22 protein-coding genes and 2 pseudogenes are annotated in these 26,273 nt (G+C 53.9%); 17 read left to right on the top strand and 7 right to left on the bottom strand.

Translation table 11 applies throughout. The features are described 5' to 3' along the window. Positions 1–3: 3 nt before the first annotated feature. From QEH53_RS13975 to QEH53_RS13930, 9 genes and pseudogenes are all read left to right on the top strand, one after another. Positions 4–1,161 (top strand): 3-dehydroquinate synthase, encoded by a 1,158-nt coding sequence (locus QEH53_RS13975; RefSeq protein ID WP_309023827.1) that lies wholly within the window; start codon positions 4–6, stop codon positions 1,159–1,161. Between the two features lie 77 nt (positions 1,162–1,238). Then, on the top strand, positions 1,239–2,603 hold the full coding sequence (locus tag QEH53_RS13970; protein ID WP_309023826.1) for an alkaline phosphatase family protein: 1,365 nt from the start codon (positions 1,239–1,241) through the stop codon (positions 2,601–2,603). A 105-nt stretch (positions 2,604–2,708) separates the two neighbouring features. Further along, positions 2,709–5,566 (top strand): annotated as a pseudogene (locus tag QEH53_RS13965) (DEAD/DEAH box helicase family protein). Positions 5,567–5,678: 112 nt separating this feature from the next. After that, on the top strand, positions 5,679–6,041 hold the full coding sequence (locus QEH53_RS13955) for a GxxExxY protein (RefSeq protein WP_309023823.1): 363 nt from the start codon (positions 5,679–5,681) through the stop codon (positions 6,039–6,041). A gap of 318 nt (positions 6,042–6,359) precedes the next feature. After that, positions 6,360–7,721, top strand: coding sequence for a restriction endonuclease subunit S (locus tag QEH53_RS13950; protein ID WP_309023822.1), 1,362 nt, complete (start codon positions 6,360–6,362; stop codon positions 7,719–7,721). A gap of 129 nt (positions 7,722–7,850) precedes the next feature. After that, positions 7,851–8,876 (top strand): DNA-binding protein, encoded by a 1,026-nt coding sequence (locus QEH53_RS13945; RefSeq protein WP_309023821.1) that lies wholly within the window; start codon positions 7,851–7,853, stop codon positions 8,874–8,876. Then, complete coding sequence (locus QEH53_RS24200) at positions 8,876–9,178, top strand: Fic family protein (RefSeq protein ID WP_345785723.1); 303 nt, start codon at positions 8,876–8,878, stop codon at positions 9,176–9,178. Before QEH53_RS13945 ends, QEH53_RS24200 begins: the two co-directional genes overlap by 1 nt. Then, positions 9,123–9,326, top strand: coding sequence for a hypothetical protein (locus QEH53_RS13940; RefSeq protein WP_309023820.1), 204 nt, complete (start codon positions 9,123–9,125; stop codon positions 9,324–9,326). Before QEH53_RS24200 ends, QEH53_RS13940 begins: the two co-directional genes overlap by 56 nt. A gap of 518 nt (positions 9,327–9,844) precedes the next feature. Beyond that, positions 9,845–11,319, top strand: a pseudogene (locus QEH53_RS13930) (N-6 DNA methylase). Positions 11,320–11,637: 318 nt separating this feature from the next. On the opposite strand, the gene QEH53_RS13925 reads toward QEH53_RS13930, so the two are convergent. The 3 genes from QEH53_RS13925 to QEH53_RS13915 form a co-directional block, all read right to left on the bottom strand. Further along, positions 11,638–13,152, bottom strand: a complete 1,515-nt coding sequence (locus tag QEH53_RS13925; protein ID WP_309023817.1) for a PH domain-containing protein — start codon at positions 13,150–13,152, stop codon at positions 11,638–11,640. After that, positions 13,149–13,694 (bottom strand): PH domain-containing protein, encoded by a 546-nt coding sequence (locus QEH53_RS13920; RefSeq protein ID WP_309023816.1) that lies wholly within the window; start codon positions 13,692–13,694, stop codon positions 13,149–13,151. Before QEH53_RS13920 ends, QEH53_RS13925 begins: the two co-directional genes overlap by 4 nt. A gap of 436 nt (positions 13,695–14,130) precedes the next feature. Next, positions 14,131–14,523, bottom strand: a complete 393-nt coding sequence (locus QEH53_RS13915; protein ID WP_309023815.1) for a hypothetical protein — start codon at positions 14,521–14,523, stop codon at positions 14,131–14,133. A 511-nt stretch (positions 14,524–15,034) separates the two neighbouring features. Here QEH53_RS13915 and QEH53_RS13910 point away from each other — a divergent pair. The 6 genes from QEH53_RS13910 (at position 15,035) to QEH53_RS13890 (ending at position 20,351) form a co-directional block, all read left to right on the top strand. Then, positions 15,035–15,277, top strand: coding sequence for an Rrf2 family transcriptional regulator (locus tag QEH53_RS13910; protein ID WP_309023814.1), 243 nt, complete (start codon positions 15,035–15,037; stop codon positions 15,275–15,277). Continuing rightward, entirely contained in the window at positions 15,259–15,738 is a 480-nt protein-coding gene (locus tag QEH53_RS24195; RefSeq protein ID WP_345785725.1) for an Rrf2 family transcriptional regulator, read from the top strand. The genes QEH53_RS13910 and QEH53_RS24195 overlap by 19 nt, the downstream gene beginning before the upstream one ends. Before the next feature lie 52 nt (positions 15,739–15,790). Further along, on the top strand, positions 15,791–16,633 hold the full coding sequence (locus QEH53_RS13905) for an HAD family hydrolase (RefSeq protein WP_309023813.1): 843 nt from the start codon (positions 15,791–15,793) through the stop codon (positions 16,631–16,633). 82 nt (positions 16,634–16,715) lie between these two features. Beyond that, positions 16,716–19,649 carry a YdbH domain-containing protein gene (locus QEH53_RS13900; protein ID WP_309023812.1) on the top strand — a complete coding sequence of 978 codons (2,934 nt, stop codon included), beginning with the start codon at positions 16,716–16,718 and terminating at the stop codon, positions 19,647–19,649. Positions 19,650–19,729: 80 nt separating this feature from the next. Then, positions 19,730–19,930 carry a hypothetical protein gene (locus tag QEH53_RS13895; RefSeq protein WP_309023811.1) on the top strand — a complete coding sequence of 67 codons (201 nt, stop codon included), beginning with the start codon at positions 19,730–19,732 and terminating at the stop codon, positions 19,928–19,930. 28 nt (positions 19,931–19,958) lie between these two features. Continuing rightward, positions 19,959–20,351, top strand: coding sequence for a DUF1318 domain-containing protein (locus QEH53_RS13890; RefSeq protein WP_309023810.1), 393 nt, complete (start codon positions 19,959–19,961; stop codon positions 20,349–20,351). A gap of 6 nt (positions 20,352–20,357) precedes the next feature. On the opposite strand, the gene QEH53_RS13885 is transcribed toward QEH53_RS13890, so the two are convergent. Both QEH53_RS13885 and QEH53_RS13880 read right to left on the bottom strand, forming a co-directional pair. Further along, on the bottom strand, positions 20,358–21,647 hold the full coding sequence (locus QEH53_RS13885; protein ID WP_309023809.1) for a beta-ketoacyl-[acyl-carrier-protein] synthase family protein: 1,290 nt from the start codon (positions 21,645–21,647) through the stop codon (positions 20,358–20,360). 45 nt (positions 21,648–21,692) lie between these two features. Continuing rightward, positions 21,693–22,562 carry a phosphopantetheine-binding protein gene (locus tag QEH53_RS13880; RefSeq protein WP_309023808.1) on the bottom strand — a complete coding sequence of 290 codons (870 nt, stop codon included), beginning with the start codon at positions 22,560–22,562 and terminating at the stop codon, positions 21,693–21,695. A gap of 216 nt (positions 22,563–22,778) precedes the next feature. Here QEH53_RS13880 and QEH53_RS13875 point away from each other — a divergent pair, with 216 nt between their 5' ends. Beyond that, positions 22,779–23,966, top strand: coding sequence for a glycosyltransferase family 4 protein (locus QEH53_RS13875; RefSeq protein ID WP_309023807.1), 1,188 nt, complete (start codon positions 22,779–22,781; stop codon positions 23,964–23,966). Between the two features lie 97 nt (positions 23,967–24,063). Beyond that, positions 24,064–24,462, top strand: a complete 399-nt coding sequence (locus QEH53_RS13870) for a thioesterase family protein (RefSeq protein ID WP_309023806.1) — start codon at positions 24,064–24,066, stop codon at positions 24,460–24,462. A gap of 36 nt (positions 24,463–24,498) precedes the next feature. Here the strand turns inward: QEH53_RS13870 and queG are convergent, their stop codons facing one another. Together queG and QEH53_RS13860 are read right to left on the bottom strand one after the other, a co-directional pair. Further along, a complete protein-coding gene (gene queG / locus QEH53_RS13865) occupies positions 24,499–25,701 on the bottom strand; it encodes a tRNA epoxyqueuosine(34) reductase QueG (RefSeq protein WP_309023950.1) in 1,203 nt (400 codons plus the stop codon). Beyond that, positions 25,698–26,231 (bottom strand): shikimate kinase, encoded by a 534-nt coding sequence (locus tag QEH53_RS13860; RefSeq protein ID WP_309023805.1) that lies wholly within the window; start codon positions 26,229–26,231, stop codon positions 25,698–25,700. The genes queG and QEH53_RS13860 overlap by 4 nt, the downstream gene beginning before the upstream one ends. Positions 26,232–26,273 lie beyond the last annotated feature (42 nt).

The following is a 26,273-nucleotide window of genomic DNA, read 5'->3' as shown; positions in this document are numbered from 1 at the left end:
CAAATGATTAACTTTCCACACATCGAGCACTCCATCGCTATACCGTATCAACTACGGGTCCTCTTCACCGAGCATGCCTTTGCGATCGACAATTCGCTCCTATTCAACCTGCTCTGTTCCAAGGAATCTGGATCCCGCCGCAAAGCCATTTTCTATCTCGACGAAGGTGTCGCCGCCGCCAATCCTTCCCTAGTTCCTCAGATCGAATCCTACTTCCAGCACCACGACGAAGACCTCAACCTGCGCGGCATTCACCTTCTTCCCGCGGGAGAGCCTATCAAGAACGAGACTGACTACCTCAAAAAGATCTACGCCCAGATCGAGGACCAAAAGATCTGCCGCCACTCCTATCTCATCGCCATCGGCGGAGGGGCTCTTCTAGACACTGTCGGCTTCGCCGCCGCAACCGCTCACCGCGGAATCCGCCATATCCGTTTTCCCACTACTACTCTCGGTCAAGGCGACGCAGGAGTAGGCGTCAAAAACGGCTTCAACTTCCATAGAAAGAAAAACTTCGTCGGTACATTCGCGCCACCCTACGCAGTCGTGAATGATTTCTCTTTCCTCGAAACCTTACCCGAGCAGCACCTGCGAAACGGCTACATCGAGGCCATCAAGGTCGCCCTCATCCGCGACGCCACCTTCTTCGACTGGATCGAAAGCCAAGCGGACGCCCTCAACGCCTTTGAGCCGTCCGCAGTCCGCGAGCTCGTGCACCGCTCAGCCCAGCACCACGTCACCCACATCGCGACCTCCGGGGACCCCTTCGAGATGGGTTCCGTTCGTCCCCTAGATTTCGGACACTGGGCTGCCCACAAACTCGAGCAACTCTCCGACTTCCGCATATCGCATGGAGAAGCTGTAGCTATCGGCATCGCTATCGACACCCTCTACTCTCAGGAAATGGGTTATCTCGATTCCGCCAGTGTCGACCGCATCCTTTCCCTTATCACGAAGCTAAAGCTACCTACCTACGCGCCCGAGCTCGAGCAAACAACGGACGACGAAAAAAACGCCACCCTCGCAGGACTCGAAGAATTCCGCGAGCATCTCGGTGGACTCCTCACCATCACCCTGCTCAAGAAAATCGGCCAACGCTTCGAAGTCCACGAGATGGACACCGAAAAAATCCTTCAATCCATAAATTCCTTACCGCGCTAGTCCCCCCCACCAATCACACGAATCTTCGCTGATTTAAATTTGATTAGTGCGATTCGTAGGCAAAACTTTAAACTGCCATGCAACGCGTCGCCGTCATCAATATCGTAGGCCTCACCCAAGGGCACATCGGCCCCCACACCCCCCGTATTCAAAAATACGTGACAGCGAATAACCTCTCCTACGTCAAGCCCGCCTTCCCCGCCGTCACCTGCACCGCCCAGTCCGACTACCTCACCGGAACCACCGCATCCCAGCACGGCATCGTCGCCAACGGCTGGTACAACCGCGACTACTCCGAGATTCATTTCTGGAAGCAATCCAACCACCTCGTCTCCCAACCCAAAATCTGGGATAAGCTTCGCGAAAAAAATCCGGACTTCACCTGTGCCAAACTCTTCTGGTGGTACAACATGTATTCGTCGGTCGACTACAGCATCACTCCACGCCCCATGTACCCCGCCGACGGACGCAAAGTCTTCGACGTCTACACCCACCCCATGGGCATGCGCGAGGAGATCAAATCCGACCTCGGCGACTTCCCCTTCTTCACCTTCTGGGGCCCCCAAGCCGGGATCCCCTCCTCCCAATGGATCGCAAAATCCGCCCAATGGGTCGAAGAAAAACACAGCCCTCACCTCAACCTCGTCTACCTTCCCCACCTCGACTATAACCTCCAGCGTCTCGGCCCCAACCACCCCGACATCGCCCGAGACCTGCAAGCCATCGACGCTGTCGTCGGAGAGCTGCTCGACTACTTCGCCAGCCGCGACGTGCAAGTCGTATTGCTTTCCGAATACGGAATCACAGAAGTCGACCAGCCCATCCACATCAACCGCGCCCTGCGAGAAAAAGGTTGGATCACCGTCAAAGACGAGCTCGGACTCGAGCAGCTCGACTGCGGCGCCAGCAAAGCCTTCGCCATCGCCGACCACCAAGTCGCCCACGTCTACCTCAACGACCCAACCATCCAGACCCAAGTCCGCGACACCCTCGCCGCCCTGCCCGGCGTCGCCCAAGTCCTCGACCGCGAACAACAAATCGAAGCCGGCATCGCCCACGAGCGCAGTGGAGATCTCATCGCAGTCTCCGAGGAAAACGCCTGGTTCACCTACTACTACTGGTTCGACGACGCCGTTGCTCCCGACTTCGCCCGTTGCGTCGACATTCACCGCAAAGCCGGCTACGACCCCGTCGAACTCTTTATCGATCTCAAGCTAAAGTTCCCATCCGCCAAGATCGCCAAGTTCCTCCTAAAAAAGAAGCTCGGTTTCCGCGCCCTACTGGACGTCATCCCCCTCGACGCCACCCTCGTCAAAGGCTCCCACGGCACCTGTCCCAAAAACAAGTCCGACTGGCCCGTCTTCATCTCTCCCATCACCTCCGACGAACAACTCACCTCCACAGGCGTCCACCACCGCCTCCTCGCCCATTTCAACAAGTAGGAGTCGCGATTCATCGAACAGCCACTCGTAAGTAAAAACCTTTAGATTGGCAAACGCTCCGATCCCCACAGAGTCTAGCATTCGACGCTTCCTCCCACTCTTCGAATGTCCTCTCCCAACCAAAATCCCGAGCAAGTCGCTCGCGACGCGATCTACGCCCAACTCGCCGCCTCCGGCTGGGTCGTTCAGGATAAGACAACCATCGACTTCAATGCCGGCCAAGGCCAAGCCGTCCGCGAGTACACCACCGATATCGGCCCTGCCGACTACGTCCTCTTTGTTGATAGCCAGCCCGTCGGCGTCATTGAGGCTAAGCGTGAAGAAGCCGGTCAAAGCATCACCACTGCGGAAGACCAAACCGAAGGCTACGCCTCCGCCAAACTCAAGTGGGTGCAAAACAATGGTATCCCGCTTCCCTTCCTCTACGAAGCCACCGGCATCATCTCCCGCTTCACCGACCAACGCGATCCCAAGCCGCGCTCCCGCGAAGTCTTCCAATTCCACCGCCCCGAAACCCTACGCGAGTCCCTCGCAGCGCAACACTCCCTTCGCACCCGCTTCCACGACATCCCCGAGCTCGATCCCACAGGCCTTCGCCAGTGTCAGATCTCCGCTATCACTCAGCTCGAAGCCTCCCTCAGAAAGGCACACCCCCGCGCCCTCATCCAGATGGCCACCGGCGCCGGAAAAACCTTCACCGCAATCACCTCCATCTACCGACTGCTCAAACACGCCCACGTCCGCCGCGTCCTCTTCCTCGTCGATACCCGAAACCTCGGGGAGCAAGCCGAGCAGGAGTTCCTCGCCTACACGCCCAGCGACGACAACCGCAAGTTCACCGAGCTCCACACCGTCCAGCGCCTTGCGTCCTCCCATGTCCCGAAAGACGCCGAAGTCTGCATCTCCACCATCCAGCGCATGTATTCGATTCTTCAGGGCAAAGACCTCGACGCATCCGCCGAAGAACAAAACCCAAACGAAGGCACCGGACGCCGCCGCGAACCGCTCCCCGTATCCTACAACTCCAAGGTCCCGCCGGAATTCTTCGACCTCATCATCATCGATGAGTGCCACCGCTCCATCTACAATCTCTGGTGCCAAGTCCTCGACTACTTCGACTCCTTCCTCGTCGGTCTCACCGCTACCCCCGAGGCCAACACCTACGCCTTTTTCAAGCAGAACGTCGTTTCTGAATACACGCACGACCAAGCCGTAGCCGAAGGCGTCAACGTTCAGGGCGAAGTCTATCTCATCGAGACCGAAGTCGGCCAACGCGGCGGCACCGTCCTCAAAGGCCCCGTGGAAAAACGCGAGAAGCTCACCCGCCGCCACGTCTGGGAACGCTCCCACGAAGACAAAACCTACACCGCCAAGAAACTCGATCGCGACGTAGTCAACCCCTCCCAGATCCGCACCGTCATCCGCGCCTTCCGCGATCAGCTGCCCAAAATCTTCACCGACCGCACCGACGCCGACGGCGAATTCCAAGTCCCCAAAACCCTCATCTTCGCCAAGACCGACTCCCACGCCGACGACATTATCAACATCGTGCGCGAAGAGTTCGGCGAAGGAAACGCCTTCTGCAAAAAGGTCACCTTCGGCAGCGTCAAAGGAGTCAAGAAAATCACCTTCGGCGAAAACGACGACAAGCGAAAGGTAGAGGACGAGTTCATCCAGCCAGCCGAAGACCCCAAATCCGTCCTCTCCCAATTCCGCAACAGCTACTACCCGCGCATCGCCGTCACCGTCGACATGATCGCCACCGGCACCGACGTCAAACCGCTCGAGTGCCTCCTCTTCATGCGCGACGTCAAATCCCGTGGCTACTTCGAGCAAATGAAGGGACGCGGCACCCGCACCCTCGATCACGACAGCCTGCGAAAAGTCTCCTCCGCCGCCAAGACCGCCAAAACCCACTACGTCATCGTCGACGCCATCGGCGTCACCCGCTCCTGCAAGACGCCCAGCCGCCCGCCCATCACCCGTCCCTCCATTTCCCTCAAAGACCTCGCCATGGAGGTCGTCATGGGCTCCACCGATACCGACACCGTATCCAGTTTAGCAGGACGCCTCGCCCGCATCGAACGCCAGCTCGACCCCGAGCAAAACGCCGAGATCGCTAAAGCCATGGGCGGCACCACCATCGGCCAGCTCGTCAAAGCCCTTTTCCACGCCATCGACGGCGAGACCATCGAACAAAAGCCCGCGAACTCACTGGCACTCCCCCAGACGCCGATCCCGGCGAAGCCGCCAAGGAAACCGCCCAGCGCCAGCTCGTCGCCGCCGCCAAAACGCCCCTCACCGGAGCCGTCGTCACCCAGATCGTCGAAACCTGCACCGCCAACATGCAGACCATCGACCACGACACCCTCGACCGCGTCCTCCGCGCCGAGTGGAATACCGAAGCCCGCGAGCGATCCAGCGCCTACATCCTAGACTTCGAAACCTTCTGCCAACAACACCGCGACCAGCTCGACGCCCTCACCATCTACTACCAGCAGCCCCACCGCCGTCAGGAAGTCACCCTCGCCCAAATCAAAGACGTGCTCGCTGTCCTCAAGTCCGAGGCCCCACGCCTCGCCCCGCTCCGCGTCTGGGAAGCCTACGCCCGCCTCGACTCCCTGCCCGAAAACGCCCGCCCCCTCACCGAGCTCACTGCCCTCATCGCCCTCATCCGCCGCGCCAGCGGACTCGACCAAACCCTCACTCCCTTCACCGACACCGTGCGCCGCAACTTCCGCGATTGGATTCTGCGAAAGAATGCTGGCCAACCCCTCACCGATGCCCAGACAGACTTCGTGCAAATGATCCGCGACCACATTGTTACTTCCTTCCGTTTCGAACGCGACGACCTCGACTACGCCCCCTTCGACGCCCAAGGCGGCCTCGGCAAAATGTATCAACTATTCGGCGACAATATAGACCCCCTCATCGAGGAGTTGAACAAAGATCTTACAGCCTAGTTTTAACCACAGATTACACAGAATACACGGATTGATCTGCGAATCTAAGTCTCGAAACAATCCAATCAAAAATTCTGTGCACTCCGTGTATTCTGTGGTTAAAAAATTCCCCATGAATCCGAACGAACTCACCGAAAAAATAATAGGAGCTACCCACACCGTACTCTACAAACTCAAACCCGGACTCGACGAAAAACTCTACGAACGCGCCCTCGTCATCGAACTCGCCAAACAAGGCCTCACCGCCGAATCCCAAAAAGAATTCCCAGTTTATTACGATGACCAACACATCGGCACTCTCATCCCCGACCTCATCGTCGAAAACCAAATCATAGTAGACCCCAAAGTCGTCGTCAATTTCAACGAGAACCACCTAGCCCAAATGCTAGGCTACCTCAATATCACCGGACTCAAGACCGCCCTGCTCCTCAATTTCAAACATGCAAAACTCGGCATCAAACGCGTATCCAATTAATCAGATACAACCAAGTCATTCCGTGCACTCCGTGCATTCTGTGGTTAAGAAAACAGAGGGAAATATTTTGGACCACAGAGTACATAGAATTGGAAATGGATTGGATGACAGAAGAAACCAAACCATCGGCTTAAAACACAAAATCGATTCACATTCATCTTCACTCTTCGAAAATCATTCTGTGCGCTCTGTGCATTCTGTGGTTAAAAAAAGAAATTTGGACCACAGAGTACACGGAATGCACAGAATAGGTGCTGACGCACCGGAGAATGAGATTGCTGACGCCCTCATCGACGAACTCAGCAAGGACCTGACAGCGTGAGCGAGTTGCCGAATAATTGGGCGTCCGTTAAGCTATCCGACCTTGGAACATGGCGTGGCGGTGGAACGCCTAGCAAATCGAATCCCAGCTTCTGGACAGATGGAACGATTCCATGGGTTTCGCCCAAGGATATGAAAAAACCGAAACTCTCTTCGGCTCAGGATTTCATAACCGAATCAGCAGTTAAAAACTCTTCCGCGAATCTTCTAGATGAAGGCTCTCTTCTCATCGTAACTCGATCCGGCATCCCCGCCCATTCGCTCCCAATCGCCGTCAATTTGGTTTCAGTATCCGTAAATCAAGACATCAAAGCAATTACACCGTGTCCTGCTACAGATTCCGAGTTCCTCTGGTACGCTTTCAAAGTATTCGAGTGTGAAATTTTGAATACATGCAGAAAAGGAGGAACCACGGTTCATAGTATCGAGTTCCCCAGTCTTCAAGCATTCGAAATCCCCCTTCCTCCCCTCAACGAGCAGAAGCGGATTGTGGCGAAGAACGAGGAGTTGTTCAGCGAGTTGGACGCTGGGGAGGCGAGCCTTCGCCAAGCCAAGCAGCAACTCGGCGTCTATCGCCAGTCCCTCCTCAAACAAGCATTCGAGGGCAAGCTCACCCAAACCTGGCGCCAACAAAACCCCGACAAACTAGAATCCCCCGACCACCTCCTAGCCCGCATCCGAGAAACCGATCCGACTACAGTCGAGCCTCACGAATGTGATAACTGGCGAACAATTCAATTCGGAGAACTCACCGAATATATAACTTCAGGATCTCGAGGCTGGGCAGCTTACTACTCAGAATCAGGTAGCACTTTCATCAGAGCTCAAAACCTAAAAAAAGACTATCTGGATTTATCCGATATCGCGTATGTCACCTTGCCTGAAAAAGCAGAAGGTAAACGAACACTTACACAAACCGGCGACATCCTTATTACGATAACCGGAGCTAACGTAACAAAAACTGGATACATAGACCGAGACATAGGCGAAGCCTACGTCAGTCAACATGTTGCCCTTTGCAGAACCCTAGATCCCCGCCTCACAAAATTTCTCTATCTCTACATTATCAGTCCATCGGGAGGTCGAAAGGATCTAGAAAAAGCCGCCTACGGAGCAGGTAAGCCAGGACTAAATCTAACCAATCTCCGCGAGCTTCGAGTCCCAATTTGCTCCCTCGCCGAGCAACGAGAGATCGTGCGTTTGCTGGACGCTCAGTTCGAGGTGATTGCGCAGAACGAGGGTGAGATCGACGCCGCATTGCGCCGCAGCGAGGCCCTCCGCCAGTCCATCCTCAAAAAAGCCTTCAGCGGCCAACTCGCCCCCAAGCCCCCACCGACGAACCCGCCTCCCAACTCCTAGCCCGCATCCAAGCCCAACGCGAAGCCGAGGCCTCAAAAAAAGCTCCAAAGAAACGAGCCACCAAGAAAACTGTCCGAAAGGGTCCCCTCAAATCCGCCAACCCCACACAATCCGAACTCCCGCTCTAAGATGGCAAAAGACCTCACCACATCACAGATCGACCGTCAGAACATTCTGAACAATCCCTACGCTCTGTCGGAGATCGAAAAAGCCGCCGGGATCAAAGGCATTCCCTTCCAAGGCAAAACGGTCGTTCTCAAGGAGCAAGTCGCCTCATTCTTTGAAGTATCCCCACGCACGATCGACAACTATTTGGAGAAAAACGCTGAAGAATTGCAGAAAAACGGTTACGAGGTTTTAAGAGGTAACCAGTTGAAGATCTTAAAGTTAGCAATTCAAGAGTCGGATGTTCACGAAACAGATTTCGTTAACATAAATAAGACGCCACAACTGGGCATTTTCGACATCCGAGCCTTCCTTAATTTGGCCATGCTCATGAGGGAATCCGACCGAGCAGGAATCCTCCGTAGAACCATGCTCGATATCGTCATCGACACCATCAACCAGCGGACAGGTGGCGGAACCAAATACATCAACCAACGCGACGAGAATTTCATTCACGCAGTATTCGCCGAGGAGAATTACCGCAAACAGTTTACGGACGCCCTCGATCACTACATCGACATGGGCAAAATCAAATACGCCATCTACACCGACCGTATCTACGTCAGCATCTTCAAAGAAAAGGCCCAAGAATACCGCAAGGTCTTGAAGCTCAGCAAACGCGAGAACCTGCGAGATACCTTTTACTCAGAAGTCCTCGACATCATCGCCTCCTACGAATGCGGCTTCGCCGAAGTTCTCGAAAAGGAGAGCAAAGCACTCGGCCGCAAACTACGCCCAAGCGAAGTCGATAAGCTGTTCCAGACATTTGAAAGCCAAGCCCTCTGGAAACCACAAGTCGAACGAGCTCGCAACAAAATGGCCAGCCGCGACCTCGCCTTCAGGGACGCCCTCCACCTCCAGCTAAAAGATTACATCACTCCACTTAAGCGTGACGAATTCGAGCGGTTTCTAGGCGAAAAAAGCAAAGAACTCTCCGAGCGTCTCGAAGACGCCAAAGATGTAATGAAACGCCTCAAAGAGCGGGAGTAGTGAACTACGTCTATCTAACCATCGAGCAAGCCATTGAAGTCCACGCCCTCACCGTGGAAAAAAGCGGAGGTGGCACACAAGGTGCCCTAGAAATCGAAAAGCTCGAAAGCGTTTTGGAGCACATTCAAAACGACAACTACTACCCAACACTCGAAGAAAAGCTCGCTCACCTTTTCTTTTGCTCGTGCAAGTTTCACTGTTTCGAAGACGGAAAACAAACGAATCGCCATCACACTCTCCGCTCAAATGCTTCTCAACAACGGCTACCTGAGAAGTATCGACGCATTCATCCGAGAAGCTGAAAACATCAGCTACCACGTAGCTGCAGGGAATATCGACAAGCCACTCTTAGCGGATTGGATGACTGCAATTCTAACGGGCAACGAGGACGATGAATCGCTGAAATTGAAAATCTTTAATGCGATTTCACCGGACGACAACGAACATTAGGCTGAACCATGGTTATTTGATTAGACCACAAGAGTCAGGACAGGTACAAACTCAATACACTGAATATCAATGCTTTATTTATTTGATGGTTATTTGATCGCAAGGCGAATGAGACTCCTTCTCCTGAAGTCTACTTTAAACGAATTCCCGTTCTCCAAGCACAAAAAACGCGGATTCGACCAGGCTGGTTCCACGCCAACCTTTGCAGACTTTCTGTCACAGGCAGAAAGCAAAAACTCTCCGGTGATCCTACCTCAATAGTCCTGGCTCAGCCAAAACCTTCGAACCACAAGAGAGCCGTAAGAAGCTCCCATCTCTACAAAAAACTTCAACCCAATTTCCTCTCCGACCTTCTCTTATTTAATCGAAATCAGTTTCGATAGAATAACACCCGATCTTATTCCATTAAACCTTCGTTCGTTTAAATAAGGCCCGAACCTCCAGGCACATTCTGTGCACTCTGTGTAATCTGTGGTTTAAGAAAGTCCCTACCAACTAAACACCTACCACCTTCTCCCATGACCACTGACACCATCATCTCCAAAGTCTGGAGCTTCTGCAACACCCTGCACGACGACGGCGTAGGCTACGGCGACTATCTCGAACAGCTAACCTACCTTATCTTCCTCAAGATGGCTGACGAGTATTCAAAACCTCCTTACAAACGAAAAATCGGCGTACCCGAGCGTTTCCAGTGGGGCGTCATGCGTCCACTAAAAGAGCCGAACTGGAAGCCCACTACATCGAGACACTTCGCGCCCTCGGCACCGAAAAAGGCATGCTCGGCCAGATCTTCACCAAGGCCCAAAACAAGATTCAGGACCCCGCCAAGCTAGCCCGCCTTATTGAGATGGTCGACAGTACAAAGTGGATCCTACTCGATGCCGACACAAAGGGAGACATCTACGAAGGCATCCTCGAAAAGAACGCGGAAGACACCAAGTCCGGAGCTGGCCAATACTTCACTCCCCGGGCCCTCATCTCCGCCATGGTCGAATGCGTCGCGCCCGAGCCGAGCAAAACCATCGCCGACCCCGCCTGCGGCACCGGTGGCTTCTTCCTCGCCGCATACGACTTCCTCACCAAAGGAAAACTCGACCGCGACCAAAAAGCCTTCCTTAAAAACGACACCTTCCACGGAAACGAGATCGTTGCAGGCACCCGCCGCCTCTGCTTGATAAATCTCTTCCTGCACAACATCGGCGAAATCGACGGCGATAGCCCCATCGACTCCACCGACGCCCTTGTCGGTGCCCCGTCTCAGACTTTCGACTACGTACTGGCCAATCCCCCATTCGGCAAAAAGAGCTCCATGACCTTCACCAACGAGGAAGGTGAACAGGAAAAAGACGAGCTCACCTACAATCGCCAAGACTTCTGGGCCACTACTTCCAATAAGCAGCTCAACTTCCTGCAGCACATCCGCTCCATGCTCAAGACCACTGGTCGTGCCGCCGTGGTTCTTCCTGACAACGTGCTCTTCGAAGGCGGAGCAGGAGAAACCGTTCGTAAGAAACTTTTGGAGACAACCGAACTCCACACCATCCTTCGTCTCCCCACTGGCATCTTCTACGCCAATGGCGTAAAAGCGAATGTGCTTTTCTTCGACAATCGAGCCGCCAGCAAGGCAGTCGCCACAAAGGAAGTCTGGTACTACGACTACCGCACCAACGTCCACCACACCCTCAAACGGAAGTCCCTGCGCCTCGAGGACCTGCGCGAGTTCATCACCTGCTACAACCCCAGCAACCGCCACAAACGCAAGGAAACTTGGCACGCCGAGAAAAACCCCGAAGGCCGCTGGCGAAAGTACAGCTACAAGGATCTCATCGCCCGCGATAAAACCAGCCTCGACCTCTTCTGGCTCAAAGACGATAGCCTCGCCGATCTCGACAACCTCCCCGAACCAGAAATCCTCGCCGAAGAAATCATCGAAAACATAGAGTCGGGCCTCGCCAGCTTCCGTGCCGTTGCAGCCTCTTTGACAAAGTAACGCCTACACCCCTTTCGCGATTCGCGAGCTCCTGCTTCCTCCCACTCGGAGCGATAAAAGGGGTCGTTCCTATAGGGGCTGTTGCCGGAATCCAATATCGGCAATATCGAGTCTGAAAAGGACGTTTTGAAATGTATTTATCAACGACTTCCCGACATCTTGCCTCGAATATCCCTAACGATTCATTTGGGCAACAGACCCTATACTCTTGTAATTTTGAAGACTTTTAACTGTGGACCGTGGGGTGCAGGGACAGTGTTGAATTCAAAATCGTGATACATTCGGAATGATCCGAGGACATAGGTTACACTTCCTGTGTCACATCCACGGCTCGGAGCTGCTTTCCGTTTTGTAGAGGGTTTTATCAACGATTTCGCTCAGGTTGCTCATAGGGAGGTAGGGGATGGTTACTGGGCCTGAACCCAATTGGATCGTCAGGTTTCCGAGATTCCGGATCCTTTGGCCGCGACTTTGTGCGATTCTGACGGTCTGCGTTTTCCGAATCGGGAAAATCGTGGTCTTGTTTCCGATGAATCCTTCTCGGATCGCTCCGTATTCGCCGGTGAACCAGTAGCCAAAACGGCGATAGCGCAGCATCACTGCGAGTAGTCCTGGAATCAGCAGGACGAGTCCGAAAAGAAACAATTCGCTTATCAGTATGCTAGGAATGGATACGATTATAGTGAGGGGGAGCACCCAGAAGTACAGAAACACTCGTTTCACGTAGCTGTGATGAATTTTTGTGAAGCCAGGTTGCGGGCAATCGGGAAAGACGATTGAGGCGAAAGTACCACTCGCGTCAGGCTTTAGGATAGGTACCTGGACGTGGGAGTCGCTCTTCGTTTCGTTGCTAGTGCCCACTTGACGGTATTGAAGCCGCACGCGTCCGAGTATTTTTTCCGCAAGATTCTGTGTGATGACGATGGACTGTACTTTAGACTTCTTAAGCGTTGTGGATTTTCGTTCGAACAATCCTGTGAGTCGAACCAACCGGTCGTTGTTGTCATGTAGCTCGTAGTTGTAGTTTTGTATCAACGCGCCAACTACCGATCCAGCAATCAAAGTCAGTAGAAGCAAGGCGGCTGTGAGGAATATTAACACCGTTATGACGAATGCTTTTAAGATTGGGATCGATTCGAATGGCGCGAGTATGCCCGAATACACGTATTCGAACAGGAAACTGAAAATTCGATCGGAAAACGGAGCGAGGGCGGCCAACGCGACGAATGCGAAATAACTGGTTAAACCCGATTTTGCCATCTCCCAGTTCGAGAGTTTCCGGCAAGCCATCGAAGAATCTGGGGATTTTGAGACTTCGTTCTCTTCGTCGTCTCTTTCCTCTTTCGGTTTTTCCGCCTCGAATACTCTGGTTCTCGTATCGATAGCAAACGCTTCTTTGACGCCCGGCAACTCGATTTCGGCTGCGTTGGACCCCGCCGATTCTACGATGCAGTTTACGACCTTGAACGGCGCGAAATAGAAGGGGCGGATTATATTGACGTTCTGTATTCTATCAAAATCGAGGTTGAGGAGTTCCTTTTTGAATACGCCTTGGTGTATCAAGATTTCTCCTTCATGGGTCTTGAATTTGAAATACCAGTAGTAGAAGAAGCTGTAAACCGTGATAAGAAGAAAGGCGGCGGGGAGCGCCACGCTGAACCAGAGCACTTTGTTATCAGCAAAAAACGAGATGGCTGCGATTCCGGGGATAATGCTCTGGATCGCATTCCTTAGGAGTGAAATCGTGAATTTGATAACGAAGTACGCAATGGAGACTGAGGAAAGCCTTTGCCAGCCGGTATCCTTGGATGGGATGGCTTCAGGTAAGCTCATTCAAAGACGCGCCCCAGTGCTTCGTTTTTGGCTTTATCCAGAATGAACTGCTTTATTCGATCCGCTCGCTCACTCTCGAGGCCGCTGATCTGCAGGTCCACCCCGGATCCGCCAGCGGTGTAGAGCCTGAGGCTACTCAAGCCGAGCTTCCGTTCTATGGGGCCCCTGTGAATCTCGATATGCTGAATTCTGTTGAGAGGAAGTAGCGTATGCTGATGCCAGAATAGGCCCCGCTTGAACACGATATCCTCCTCTCTCAGGGCAACTCCACGACGCTTATGCTCGGTGAAGTTGTACCACTGCAAAAGAAGAAAGAGGACAAGCCCCAGCAGCAATATTCCCAAATACGCAAGGAGCGGAAGGAGCGAAGTGGTTACGACTACCGTGGCTGCTACGAAAAGCACAGTGAAGGGTACGCAATTCCTCCAGAAGGGCGGCCAAGGAGCGGCGCGTGCCAGCGGTTCAAGCTCGATGTCTCCCCAGTGCGGGAGTTGATCGATCTCGAGTTGAGGATTCGAGAATGACTTAGCTTCTTCTTCCATGCTTTATTGGGGCAGTCTTTGAAAATCCTGAACAGTTTCGATTCTTATTAGGCGGTAGTATTCGAGCAGTTCGGTGACCTAGCACACGCTTATCAAAGGCAGGTCTTCCTCGAGCAGCACCTGCTCTTCAAAAGTGAACAGAAAAGCTATGCAGACCAATGCCATACGGTGGTGCCAGCCTTGCCACTTGCGTAACTGGTACCGGCTCCTCCTCAGTTCTTCCTTGGCCTGGGCGAAGGCATGCTCGATCCAAAACCGCTTGCACTGTACCGAGCCGATCCGCGTATCGGATCGGCGTCATTTTTTTATCTCCTTGTGGAAAAAATCAGTCTATCGCTTAACTTTGTATCTGAAATTAAACTACTTGAACGGAGATCTTAGCAAGAGTCTAGTTTAGCAAAGTAGAGTTAAGAACGGTTCAACGAGTTGCCAATTATCACTCTTTGTTGTACTCGCATTTAATTGAGATCTCACTCTCGTCCGCTTCGACCCAATCGCTCTCATTTCTAAAATATATGGTAACGCGGTCGTCATCCCGCTTCGCGGCAACCATAGCGTAATCCGGTTTGTCAGACGACGAATACGTTTGGAATCCGGCTTCTTCGAGAGCCTTGCGATAAAAGCCGATCACTTCTTGGCGAGAATCTTTAGTTGTAAATCTTGCTATCGATTCTTCCCTGTCACCGCTAGGGGAATCATATACATCACTAAAGGCCAAACGTGCATCAGGTACTTTGGCTAAACCAAAGGGAATAGTAAATTCTTCAGCGGCGGCCGTGCTCGCGAAAAACGCTGCGATAAAAGTCAACAATAGCAATGTACTCTTCATATGAATCTCCTGTGGTTAACTATTGAGATGAGAGTCGGTTGGATTCTATTTATAATGCCGGACTTTCACCGAAATGAGCAGCAAGTGAGGACTAAGGAATCTACCATTGTCAACTTTGGATCGACTGTCGCGTCGCCCAAGTCCTCAACCGCGAAGATCGCCAAGTTCCTGTTGAAAAAGAAGCTCGGTTTCCGCGCCATGCTCGACCTCACCCCCCCCTCGACGCCACCCTCGTCAAAGGCTTCCACGGCACCTGCCCCCAAAACAAAGCCGACTGGCCCCTTTTCATTTCCCCGTTCGAGCTTCCCGATCAATTGTCCCCCACCGACGTGTACGACCAACTCCTTGCCCGTTTCTAGAGGTACGATCGACCTCGCCGCAAGCCTGAGGCCTCCTCAGCCCCCCTCACGGTCAGTACAACCCATCGGACCCAAAACTGGACCGAGCGATTACAAATTTCGAGTACCGTTAAACTTTGAGATTGAATTCCGACAATTTTCAGTAGTCTTTTATGAGACTTTCCAAAAGGGCGGAATACGGGCCGCGGGCGATGATCGACCTAGTCATCGCGAAGTCCCTAGACTACGAAGTCGTGCCGCTGAGCGTGCTCGCCGAGGCCGAAAACCTACCGATCAAATTCCTTGAACAGATCATGATCGAGCTCCACCGAGCGGGCTTCGTCGCCACCCAACGCGGGAGTCGGGCGGCTATTACGCGGCCTAGGAGCATAGCGAAATCGAGATCGGGGATCTAGTCCGGACACTCGACGGGCCACTGGCCCCCATCAGATGTGCCAGCCAGACCGCCTATGAGCGCTGCTCTTGTCCGGACGAAGTGCACTGCGGGCTTCGGATGCTCATGATCGATGTCCGCAACGCCGTTTCCAATATCCTGGACCGCTACAGCCTGCAAAACGTAGTTGAGGTCACCCTACGCAAGATTCGCCGTAGCGGCGCCGACAACTACTTCATGCCCATGAAAAGACAAGTCCAACGAGAAGGCGACGCACGACAGCCCCGCCGACCCCAAAGACGGCTTCCTCGCCGAACTCATGAACGACTTGGGCAAGAAGGACCAATAAGGGACCCCTTTGGAAGTAAGCCGTTCGCGACGCCACAACCTGCACAAAACTCAGAGAACGCCAGCAGAGTATGGAAACCCTGCACTGAACGTAAGCTCAAAGGCTTCTCGGTACTCCACTCCCCGAACTCGTAACACACAATATCCTCGCCCTGCTTCGGGTTCCTTCGTGTCATTCGTGGGCAAAATGACCACATCCAGCAGCACGTCTCCCTTCCATCCCATCCGCGCCGTCGCCATAGATTTGGACGGCACCTTACTCGCGCCGGATCACAGCATCAGCGAGGAAAACCGAGCCGCCATCGCAGCTATGCATGAGGCAGGCGTAGAGATCATCCTCGCCTCCGGTCGACACTACCAAAGCATGCTGCCGTTCGCTCGATCCCTTCCAGAAGTGCGGTACATGGTCTCCGCCCAAGGCGGCTACGCGTCCGACGTCGATAATGAACAAACCTTCTTCGAATCGCACATGCCGACTGCTGACGCCAAAGCAGCCATCAACTTCGGACTCGAAAACCAACTGGCTATTGTCGCTTATGCCGCAACGGGGCTCTACTCCCTAACCCCTCCCTCCAAATGGCTCGACTACTACACCAAGTTGGCCGGCATTACTCCTACTCCCACCACGTCAGAAGCGATCCTTGAGGAATCCATCTTCAAGATAGTCTATTTCGAAGCCAGCGAGCGACTCGACGAGGTACAAAAGTACCCATACTTGCGCGACAGCCAGCTCTATACTGTGCGATCGATGGAGAACATCTTCGAGCAAGCGGATCCAAAAACATCAAAAGCTTCCGCCCTCAAGCCCCTCATCGCACACCTCGGCATCGACGCATCCGAGCTCGCTACCTTCGGAGACGGCAACAACGACATTCCCATGTTCGAACTCTCCGGTTTTTCCGCGGCAATGGACCGCGCCTGGACCGGCCCCAAAGAGGCCGCCACTCTCGTAACACCCGACGGACCACCGGAGACCTCCTTCGCCCGCGCCATCCAAGCAATGCAGCGCCACTATCAAAACGGATCCTAAAGAAGAAGCAGATTTCATAAGGACCTATTGAAAAACGGGAGCCAATTCGGCATAGATTTGTCGGATCGCCTAACCACTTCTTGTGAATCCCCGCTTTCGTAAACCAATCCGTATTCTTCTCCGGACGATTGTCGTTCTCACGACCCTGCTGCTCATCGGGGTCGTCTGCCTCTGGGGGCTACGAACCCGGCTGCTCACATCACTCGCCAAGGACTACCTAGAGGAGCTCGGTATCGAGGACCCGCAGCTCACTGTCACAGACTTACAAACCAATTCCCTGAGCGTCGGTAAGTTGAAAATCGCCTTCGACGGGTCCGAGCTGGCTGCCAACAACATCGTCGTCAGCTTCTCCTTATCCGAGCTGCTGAAATCTAATCGTATTCAGGAAGCCCGCATCGACGGAGCTACCTTCACCCTTCAACTCCCCGAGCAATCGGCGGGAGCCACCGGCGAGCAAGCAGAACCACCCACCCTTGCCGAACTCGCCAAGCTGCTGGACTTATCCAGCTTTTATCCTCTCCCCTTCCAAAGTATCCAAATTTCCGATTCAAGCCTAACACTAAAGCAAGGTGACATCTCCATTCCCCTTTCCCTCGAAGCCAACGCAACCGCCACCAGCCCGCAATCGCTAGACTTCCATGCCCTGCTCGCTCAAGCCGAAAACTCGCTCCAATTGCAGGCCAAGCTCGCATCGCCTACTCTAACCCAAGCGAGTGTGTCCCTCGAGCTTGAGAATCCTATTTCTCTACTCGACCAGTACCTTCCTTCTTGGAAAGACGAAGTTCCCGAGCTCACAACGATCAACAGCGGCCCTCTCTCCCTGCAAGCCCTCTTAAAACAACAAGAATCAGCGGATCCAACTTTGGACCTTTCGTTCGAGATTTCTGAATTGGATTTTGAATACGACGAGATATTCGGAACGCTCCCATTGCTCACCGCAACAACGTACTTCACCGACTTCACGCGCATCCCGATCCTCCTCGAATTCTCGCCCAATCGCCTTATTCGCGACACACTGGACGTAACGCCCCGTCAAGAGATCGCACTAGACGTAAATATAAAAGACCTCAGTGTAGTTGAGATCCAAACACGTTTTCCAATCGTTTGGACTTACGATTCAGACCTAGTCAGTGCTCACAGCGACATCGAGCTCAGCTACCAGCTCGATGTCGACGAAGATCCGCTGCGAGCCCTGATTTCGAACACCAAGTTCACAGTCAGCGATTTCGAGCTAGCCCCGTTCACTATTTCCGCATCGGGCTCTACCAGCAAAATCAACTTCCAAACAAGTCTACTTGAACTCTCAACCTCAACCCCAGCCTTCATCCACGGGGGTCGCGGCAACGTGTTGATTCCGGAGGCAACGGACGAAGCGATCTCCGTGTCCTTCGCAGGCAAGCTCCATCCGGAACCGCTGGTCATCAAGGAGTCTCGAGCGATCATGCCCTCGTCCGACCTTAACGTAGAAACCCAAGTATTCGACACACATACCGACATCCAACTCACTCTCGCCGCGATTCCATCCAGCCCGCTCCTTTCCATTCCAGATGTCGCCACTCTTCAAGGAGTCCTGAACTTGAGCGTTAATCTCCAGACGCAATCTGACTCCGACACTCTGTCGGGAAACGCGATTTTCGACGCATCCAACATATCGATACAATCTAAGTTTGTATCTGGAACCGGCATTTCGCTCCAAACTAAACTTGATTTCCTAGACCTAGACAGTACCCGACTCTCACTCATTGATCTTTCCGACGAGCAGGCACTGACCGAAATTCTATTGCAGGTTGCAGCCCAGGTCGACTGGCAAGCCAGCCAACTGACGACTCCAGACTTCAATGCGCAGTGGAGCGGCGGCAGCTTCTCGCTCAATCCAGAAAACAACCAGCTTCTTCTCTCCTCCTATGTCGGCGCCGGAATACTCGAGCTCGATCAAATCCGACTTGATCAAGTCTACATCGAAAACGAGCACCGTGGAACGCTCACCCAACTAACAGGACGCTCACAAGCCTCGACGATGCTCGATGGAATCAACTTACAAATTGACAGCCAGCACAGAATCAACGCTCCACTCACCAATCTGTCGTTGTCGGGTGAATACACTCTCGTTCCCGTAAGCATCGTGCACTCCGACCTGCCAGGACGTTTCAAGCCCGAACTTGCCGGACTCTCCGTTTCCGCAGATATACACGCAAATGGCACTTTTCGTGCGAGTTCAGAAAACGCTGACGGCTCACTCTCGCTCAAGGTTCGCAAAGGCACGATTTCCTATCCCGCTTCCCAGGTCAAGGCTGGGGGGCTTACCATCGACATCGAGCTGGCCTCCATTGCAAAAGTCGACAGCGGCGATGCCTCTTCCTCTATTCACATAGAAGACATCGAGGCCGGCGACCTCAGATCGATCCAAGCCGACAGCCAATTCAGGATCCACAGAGGCGAAACACTTTCCATCGATTCCGCAAATGTGTCGCTCTTCGGCGGGCAGGCAAAGCTTGGCTCCACTCAAATTCCTCTCAACGGTTCCGACTTCAAAGGCAGCTTAGAACTGCATTCATTTGACCTTGCCCAAATCGCGAGCTACATCGACATCTTCGACGGGCAAATGCAGGGGAAAGTAAGCGGCTACCTGCCCTTTCGCCTTAGGAGCGGCAACTTCGAGCTCTTGCGCGGCGATCTTCGTCTGCCTGACGGAACCCTCGCTTCGCTCAAGTACAATACGACCGGACTTCTAACCGACAACAGTCCTAAGCCAGAAAAATCCAGTTTATCGGATCGATTGCTCAAGTTCCTCAAAGTCAATCCAGATCTCGCAGCCGAGCAGGCGCTCGGAGACATCACCATCACGACCTTCGAAACAGAACTCTTTCCGGAAGATGACCCCAAGACCCCTATCCGCATCCGTCTAGAAGGCGTCGCACACTCGGGCGTGGGAGACATTCCGGTCGTCATCGACACTCAAGTCCGCGGATCCCTCAGCGAGCTCTACAATTTTCTCATTCGCTTAAATTCACTTTAAGTCGCATAACGTCTAAACAAGAAACAAGCCCCCATCGCGGCGGTCCCAAGCTTCTGTCACTTAACCCCTATCCAAATCTCGTGAAATACATCGTAGCTCTCTCCTCCCTAGCCCTCGTCGCCATTGCCGCGACTGGCTGCATCAACGTGCGTACCCATAGTAGCTTTGACCCGATTTACATGAACCTCACCATCGATTTGCAGGTAAAGCTCCAGAAGGAGCTCGCCGATGTCTTCGGCGATATCGACGCCGCTTCCAGCACCGTAAACGAATCTGAATAAGCCTCTTCACCCAACCGTCAAAACGATCATGAAAACACTTTCCCTCACTCGCATCCTTCCGCTTCTAGCCTTACTCCTAGCTCTCGTACCGAGCTTCGCCATCGCCCAGTCGTCTGATGAAGACGCCATAAAGCAGCGTATCATCGAGCGGGTTGCCGCTGTCGATGCTCTCAAGCTCGCCGGGAAAGTCGGCGAAAACAACGCTGGTTTGCTCGAGCAACGGGCCATGCTAAAGCCCGACGAAATCAAGCTCATGAACGAGGAAAACGCCGACCGCCGCGCCCTATACACCCTCGTCGGCCAACGAATTGGTCTCACTGCCACCGTAGTTGGCCAGGGTCGCGCCGAAGAGCTCCGCAAAAAGTCTGCCGCAGGCGTCTGGGTCCAGGACCCTCAAGGTGCCTGGTCCCGCAAAAGCTAGCCCGCCTTACACCTTCTTTAACACGAGCGATACGTTCGCCCCGCCGAAGCCGCTGCTATTGCTCAAAGCAATACGCGGCCCCTCGTCCAAGGTCTCACGTATCACATTCACTCCTTCAAACTCGGGATCGAGCTCTCGGATATGAGCAGACCCCGGGGTGAAACGTTCCTTCAGCGATAGGGACACGATCGAAGCTTCCAAAGCGCTAGCCAAAGACAACCCATGACCCGTCAACGCTTTCGTGCTCGAAACGCGAGGCCCGTGTCCTTGTTTCCCGAATACCTCTTTAATAGCACGCCCTTCGCTTAAATCTCCGACCAAAGTCGAAGTCGCATGGGCATTTATGTAGTCCACTTGGCTGGCATCTAGCGAGGCAGAACGCAGGGCGCGTTGCATCGCTTCCACGAGGCCAACCCCTTCCGGATGAGACATCGCTACATTGTGTCCATCGCTAGCCTGTCCCCATCCGAGGACTTCGGCGTAGGGCGTTACTCCGCGGCGCAGCACTTCTTCCTCGCTTTCGAGTACCAGGACTGCACCTCCTCCTGTACTTACAAAACCATTACGCCTCCTATCGAAGGGACAGGAAGCCAGGGCTGGATCACTCTCCAAGGACAAAGCTCGCATACCGGAAAATGGTAGCAGAGATTCGTCGTTCAAATCCTCCCCTGCCGCCACGAACATACGCTTCTGCCGCCCCAATGCGATGTCGTCATAGGCGAAGCCCATAGCATGGCCCGATGAGGCGCAAGCGGACGAAAAACCACATGAATTTCCCCGGATCTTGAACTGAGCCACCAAATTGAAGCTCAATGTCCCCGCGATAGAGGCCACGATACCAGTTGGCGGGCAACGCATCGGGCCGAGCTGATGCAGCCGCGTCGTGTTCTGGTGGATCAATCGGGTCGAGCCCCCCGAAGACGTATATATTCCCGTATCCAGATTCGAGATATCCGGCTCCTCTAGCCCGGCACTCTCGATCGCTTGAGCCATGCTTACATGCACGTAAGGACCATGCGGAGGTAGAGAGCGCATCACGTCTCGACGAATCCGATACGGAGCGGGCAAGGTCCAATCCTCGAAATCGGGAGAACTCACGTCGAACCCTTTTACGGTCCCAGCAAGCTTAACCTGACTCGGGATGCTGGCATTTTGCGGAGTGAAGGCTTCGAAACCGTGCTTCAAGCTGCGCAAGCTATCCACCACTGTTTGCACATCGTTTCCGATGCTGCTCACAATTCCAATCCCTGTTACAAATACTCGCTGAAGTCCCATGAAACCTGCTTCGTTTTCCAACGAAAACACGACGCGAGCCTAAATAAGTCGAGCCTAAGCTTAGGCTCAAGCCTTGGCAGGTGTTTCTTCAGCCGGAGCCACGATCAAAGTAATCTCCTCCGCCGTCGCAGCCTTTTCTCCGCCGACAGTGATCTTACCCGAATAAACCACCATAGGATCGCGACGACGCTTCAATTCTACGCTCAACTCGAGAGTGTCGCCCGGCTTGCATACCCTACTGCATCGCACACCGTCCGCACCGGTGAAAAAGATCGAGTCTCCAACCGATTCCAGAGCAGCTTCATCAGTCGAGAGAAAATGGAAAACTCCTAGCTGCCCGAGGGCCTCGAGCATAATCGAAGCAGGGAAAACTGGATTATTCTTAAAATGTCCCGCTAAGAACGCTTCCTTACCGGAGATTTTGTAAGTCCCTTTCGCCTTCGGTCCATCTATTTCAGCAGCCTGCAAAAACAGAAACGGCTCCTGCTGGGGCATCACCGCCGCAATTTGCTCGATTGGGTACGACTTGGCCTTGGCGTCCACTTCCACACCAGAGAGCTTGGCAGCGATGAACGCCTTCAAGTCGCCGACCGTGCGCAAATCCCAAAGCTCCTCGTTCTTAATGCTCACCCCGAGGGACTCCTCTACCATCATAATCGCCTCGAACATCGTGAGCGAATCCATGCCGAGGTCTTCCATGAACTTCACCGAATCATCGCCATCTTTCAGGGTGTCGACGACCTCTGGCTCAAGGAATCGCTCTATAATGCCTAGAACCACCGTCGGGACGAGGCTGACGTCGCCACTTTGACGAAACGCGAGGGCAGCCTTAATTGTTTCCGGAGAACAGCGCTTGAGTGACTCCTTCAGGAGGTCGTCTGCACTTTGTTCGGCGGGTCTTGCGTGCTGGTTTGGCTTGGTAGTCTGCTCAGACATGTGAAGCGTGTAAAAAAGGACGGCCGCTTGCCCTTGTAAACAGCAAAAGAGAGGCCAACCCCACATCCAGTAGCGCAATCCCGTCCAACAATGGAACCCCTTAATTGATTAGGCTAGGAATAGTCGCCCGCTTTTAGAGTTGATTAGCCCATGCTCATTGCCTGCAATTAATTCAGAATCCGAACCAGCCCGCGACAGCGCCGGCAATCTCTTAAAATGGAACACGCCGCCAGCGCACCGATCCTGATACTCACACACGAGTTCGCCCCGACAAAGGGTGGGATAGCCACATTCACGGAAGAAATGGCCCGAGCTGCCGTCAAACTAGGCCGCACCGTAGAGGTTTGGGCCCCAAAAACCGCTTCTCCGGAAGACTCGGACTTCCCTTTCGACATTCGCCGACTCGAGCTCAAAGGCAGCCAAGACCTCTCCTGCCAAGCCCGTCTCGCTATGGAAATGATCCGGGAGCGTCGACGCCTGAGAAATGCGATCGTGTATCTCTGCGACCCTGGTCCAGTCCTCGCAATGTGCTACTTGCAATTCTTCAAGTCCTTCAAACCGCGCAAGCTCATCCTCACCTTCCACGGCACCGAAATCCAAACCTTCGCCGCCAATCCCGGAAAACGCCTGGCCGTAAACGCCCTCATTAAGCGAGCCGACCGCATCAGCACTCCATCCGAATATACCCATGGCCTACTGAAACAGCATTTTCCCGAGGCCAAATGTAAGACTTTTCTTACCCCGTGCGCCCTACGTTCCGACTTCGCGGAACTCGAGAACCGGCAAAACCGCAGCTCAAAAAAGGTGCACATCCTCACCGTTGGCCGCATCCATCCGCGAAAGGGCCAAGCCTTCATCCTCGAAGCCCTCGCCCAACTTCCCCGCCAGCTTCGCCGGCAGGTGACGTTCTGGCTCGTCGGCACCGGAAAGAAACACGGCTACGAAACAGAGCTCCGGTCGCTCGCCGAAAAGATGGACTTCGGGGTCTCTTTTTTCGGAGACGTCTCGACCGAAGAGCTCGAGGACATCTACGCCAGAGCTGACATCTTCTCCATGACTAGCGTCAACTTCCGTAAGAGCGTCGAAGGCTTTGGGCTTGTTTACTTGGAAGCTGCAGCCCACGGACTCCCCATCATCGCCCACCGCATCGGAGGCGTTGCCGAGGCCGTCTCCCACGGCGAGAACGGAATTCTCGTCGAACCAGGCAACCAATCCGAGCTCACGGCCGCTTTCTCTACCCTAATCCAAGATCGTGAGCTGCGCGAAAAAATGGGACGCAACGGCAAGAAGTGGGCACGCCGCAACACATGGCTGCAATCGGCCGACCTCCTCTTCAACCGCTGGGACATCACCATCGATCCGTCTCTCGACGAATCGGAGCAAGCCGTCGAGCTCTGCTCCTGAAGAATCGTTTTAAGAAAGCATCTAGTTTGCAACGAGCCTAGCTCGATTTCGAACGAAGACTATTGTCACGCGATTCAATCCGTCATTCTCTCCTCCCATGATCGAAAGCGTCACCACAATCCAAGTACGCTACGCGGAAACCGACATGATGGGTATAGTCTATCACGCCAACTACCTACCATGGATGGAAATTGGCCGTACAGAGTTACTGCGAGAAAACGGCCTTCCGTACAAGGAAATCGAAGCCCGCGGACTCATGCTTCCCGTCCTCGACGTCAGCGTGAAGTATAAACGCCCTGCTAAATACGATGATACAGTAACCATTCACACCCGTATTACCGAAAAGCCGTCCATCAAAATCAAGATCGACTACCAACTGACCCGCGGCGAAGAGCTCTTAGCCACCGCCAGCACCACTCACGCTTTTATAACCCCCGACGGCCGCCCCACCAAGCCCCCCGCCTTTTTCCGAGAAGCGATCGACAACAAATTTTAACGGAGGGACGGGTTCCACCCCGCCCGCGTTGCGAGATCACCCCGCATCCACATACTCCGCCAAGACGCCTTCGTCGGTCTCACCGTCTTTCGCCTCAGCGAGTAATTCATCCGCATCGTCACCACAAAGTTGATACACCGCCCAGACAGCATGTCCTCGCACCATCGGCTCGTCATCGCTCTCCGCAATCGAAACCAACTCTCGTTTCACTTCCGCCAAAAACGCGTCCCGCTCCGCATCGCTCGCTTCCTTCGGCCACCAGTCCTCGCACCTCAGCAGGTTCCCCGCAGCCACGCAGGCATTGCGACGCAATCCGCTGCGCTTCGTACGCTTTTGGGGCATCTTCCGAAACACCTCCTGATAGGTCGCCACGTCCAAACGCAACAGCTCCAAAAGCCCCAAGTCCACTGGAGCATAGCGAGCCTCTAAAAGCTGTAAACGCCCCGCTTCGGCAAAGCGATTCCACGGACAGACATCCAAACAAATATCGCAACCATAGACACGCCCGCCAAACTTCGCCCTGAGTTCAACCGGAATCGTCCCTCGATTCTCGATCGTCTGGTACGAAATACACTTCCGCGTATCCAAAATCCCTGGCTCCACGATCGCCTCCGTCGGACAGGCGTCCATACAGCGGGTACACTTCCCGCACAACAAACCCAGGTGGTTCGACTTTTCAGAGGGTGCATTCTTCTTCAAGCCCTCATCTGCCTCGATATCCAAACTCACAAATACCGTCGCCAGCAAGAGCCAATTCCCATGCTCCTTGGAAATCAGCATACCATTCTTGCCTTGCCAGCCCATACCAGCCGCAGCAGCCCAGCCGCGTTCCATCACCGGTCCAGTATCTGTGTAGAAACGATAATCCTGTGAGCCCAAGCCAAACCGCTCCTCTAACATTGCGCCGAGCGACCTTAGTCCCGCCAGTACCGTGTCATGGTAATCTCGATACAGCGAATACTTCGCAAAACCCGTCTGGGTGCGTGCTGACTCCTCCTTCGGAGGCAGGTAGTTTACCCCCAACATGATAACCGAGCACGCGTCTTCCAACACCAGGCTCGGATCCAAACGCTTCTCTATCGAACGAGCCATCCACTCCATGTCAGCGTGATAGCCAGCCGCGATCCATTCCTTCAACCGATCATTCGACACCGGACTCAAATCCGTGAACCGGACCGCATCGAAACCTAGACCCAGGATCGACTCTCGAAACGACTCTTTCTCCTGACCTGAAATCATTCTGTCCACTGAGCTGACTCAAGTTTATAGGATCGGCATACATGACTTACCACTTCGCTCACTGTACGGCCTTCCGTAAGGATGCAGCAATGAGCTTTCTGGTAGATAGGATCACGTACTGCCAGTAGCTTCTCAATTTCCGACAGTGGATCCTCGACCTGAAGCAGCGGACGGTTGGAATTGTGACGCGTGCGCTCGTAAATTCCCTTGGCCGTAGCGATCAGCGAAAACACCAACCCGCGCGACTTCAGCAGCCTCATCATACCTGGTTGCACCGCTAGGCCTCCCCCGCATGACACAAGGTTTCCCTCAGCAGTATGCCCGGATTCTATGAAAGATTTCTCCATTTCACGGAAAGCGTGCTCCCCTTCCGCCGCAAAAATCTCCGGAATCGATTTCCCCTGCAAAACCTCGATCGCGTGGTCACTGTCGACGAATGCCAAACCCATACGCTGGGCGACCTGTCGACCCACCGTACTTTTTCCAGTCCCCATAAATCCCACGAGGTAAAGGTTTGGCTTCTTTTTCATCTTCATAAGGCAGCCTTGCACCCAAAAGCTACCGCCCCTCAT

Origin of the sequence: Pelagicoccus sp. SDUM812002 (assembly GCF_031127835.1) — a bacterium.
Lineage (GTDB): Bacteria > Verrucomicrobiota > Verrucomicrobiia > Opitutales > Opitutaceae > Pelagicoccus.
Note: the sequence above shows the minus strand (reverse complement) of the source record. Positions and strands in the feature narration are given on the sequence as shown.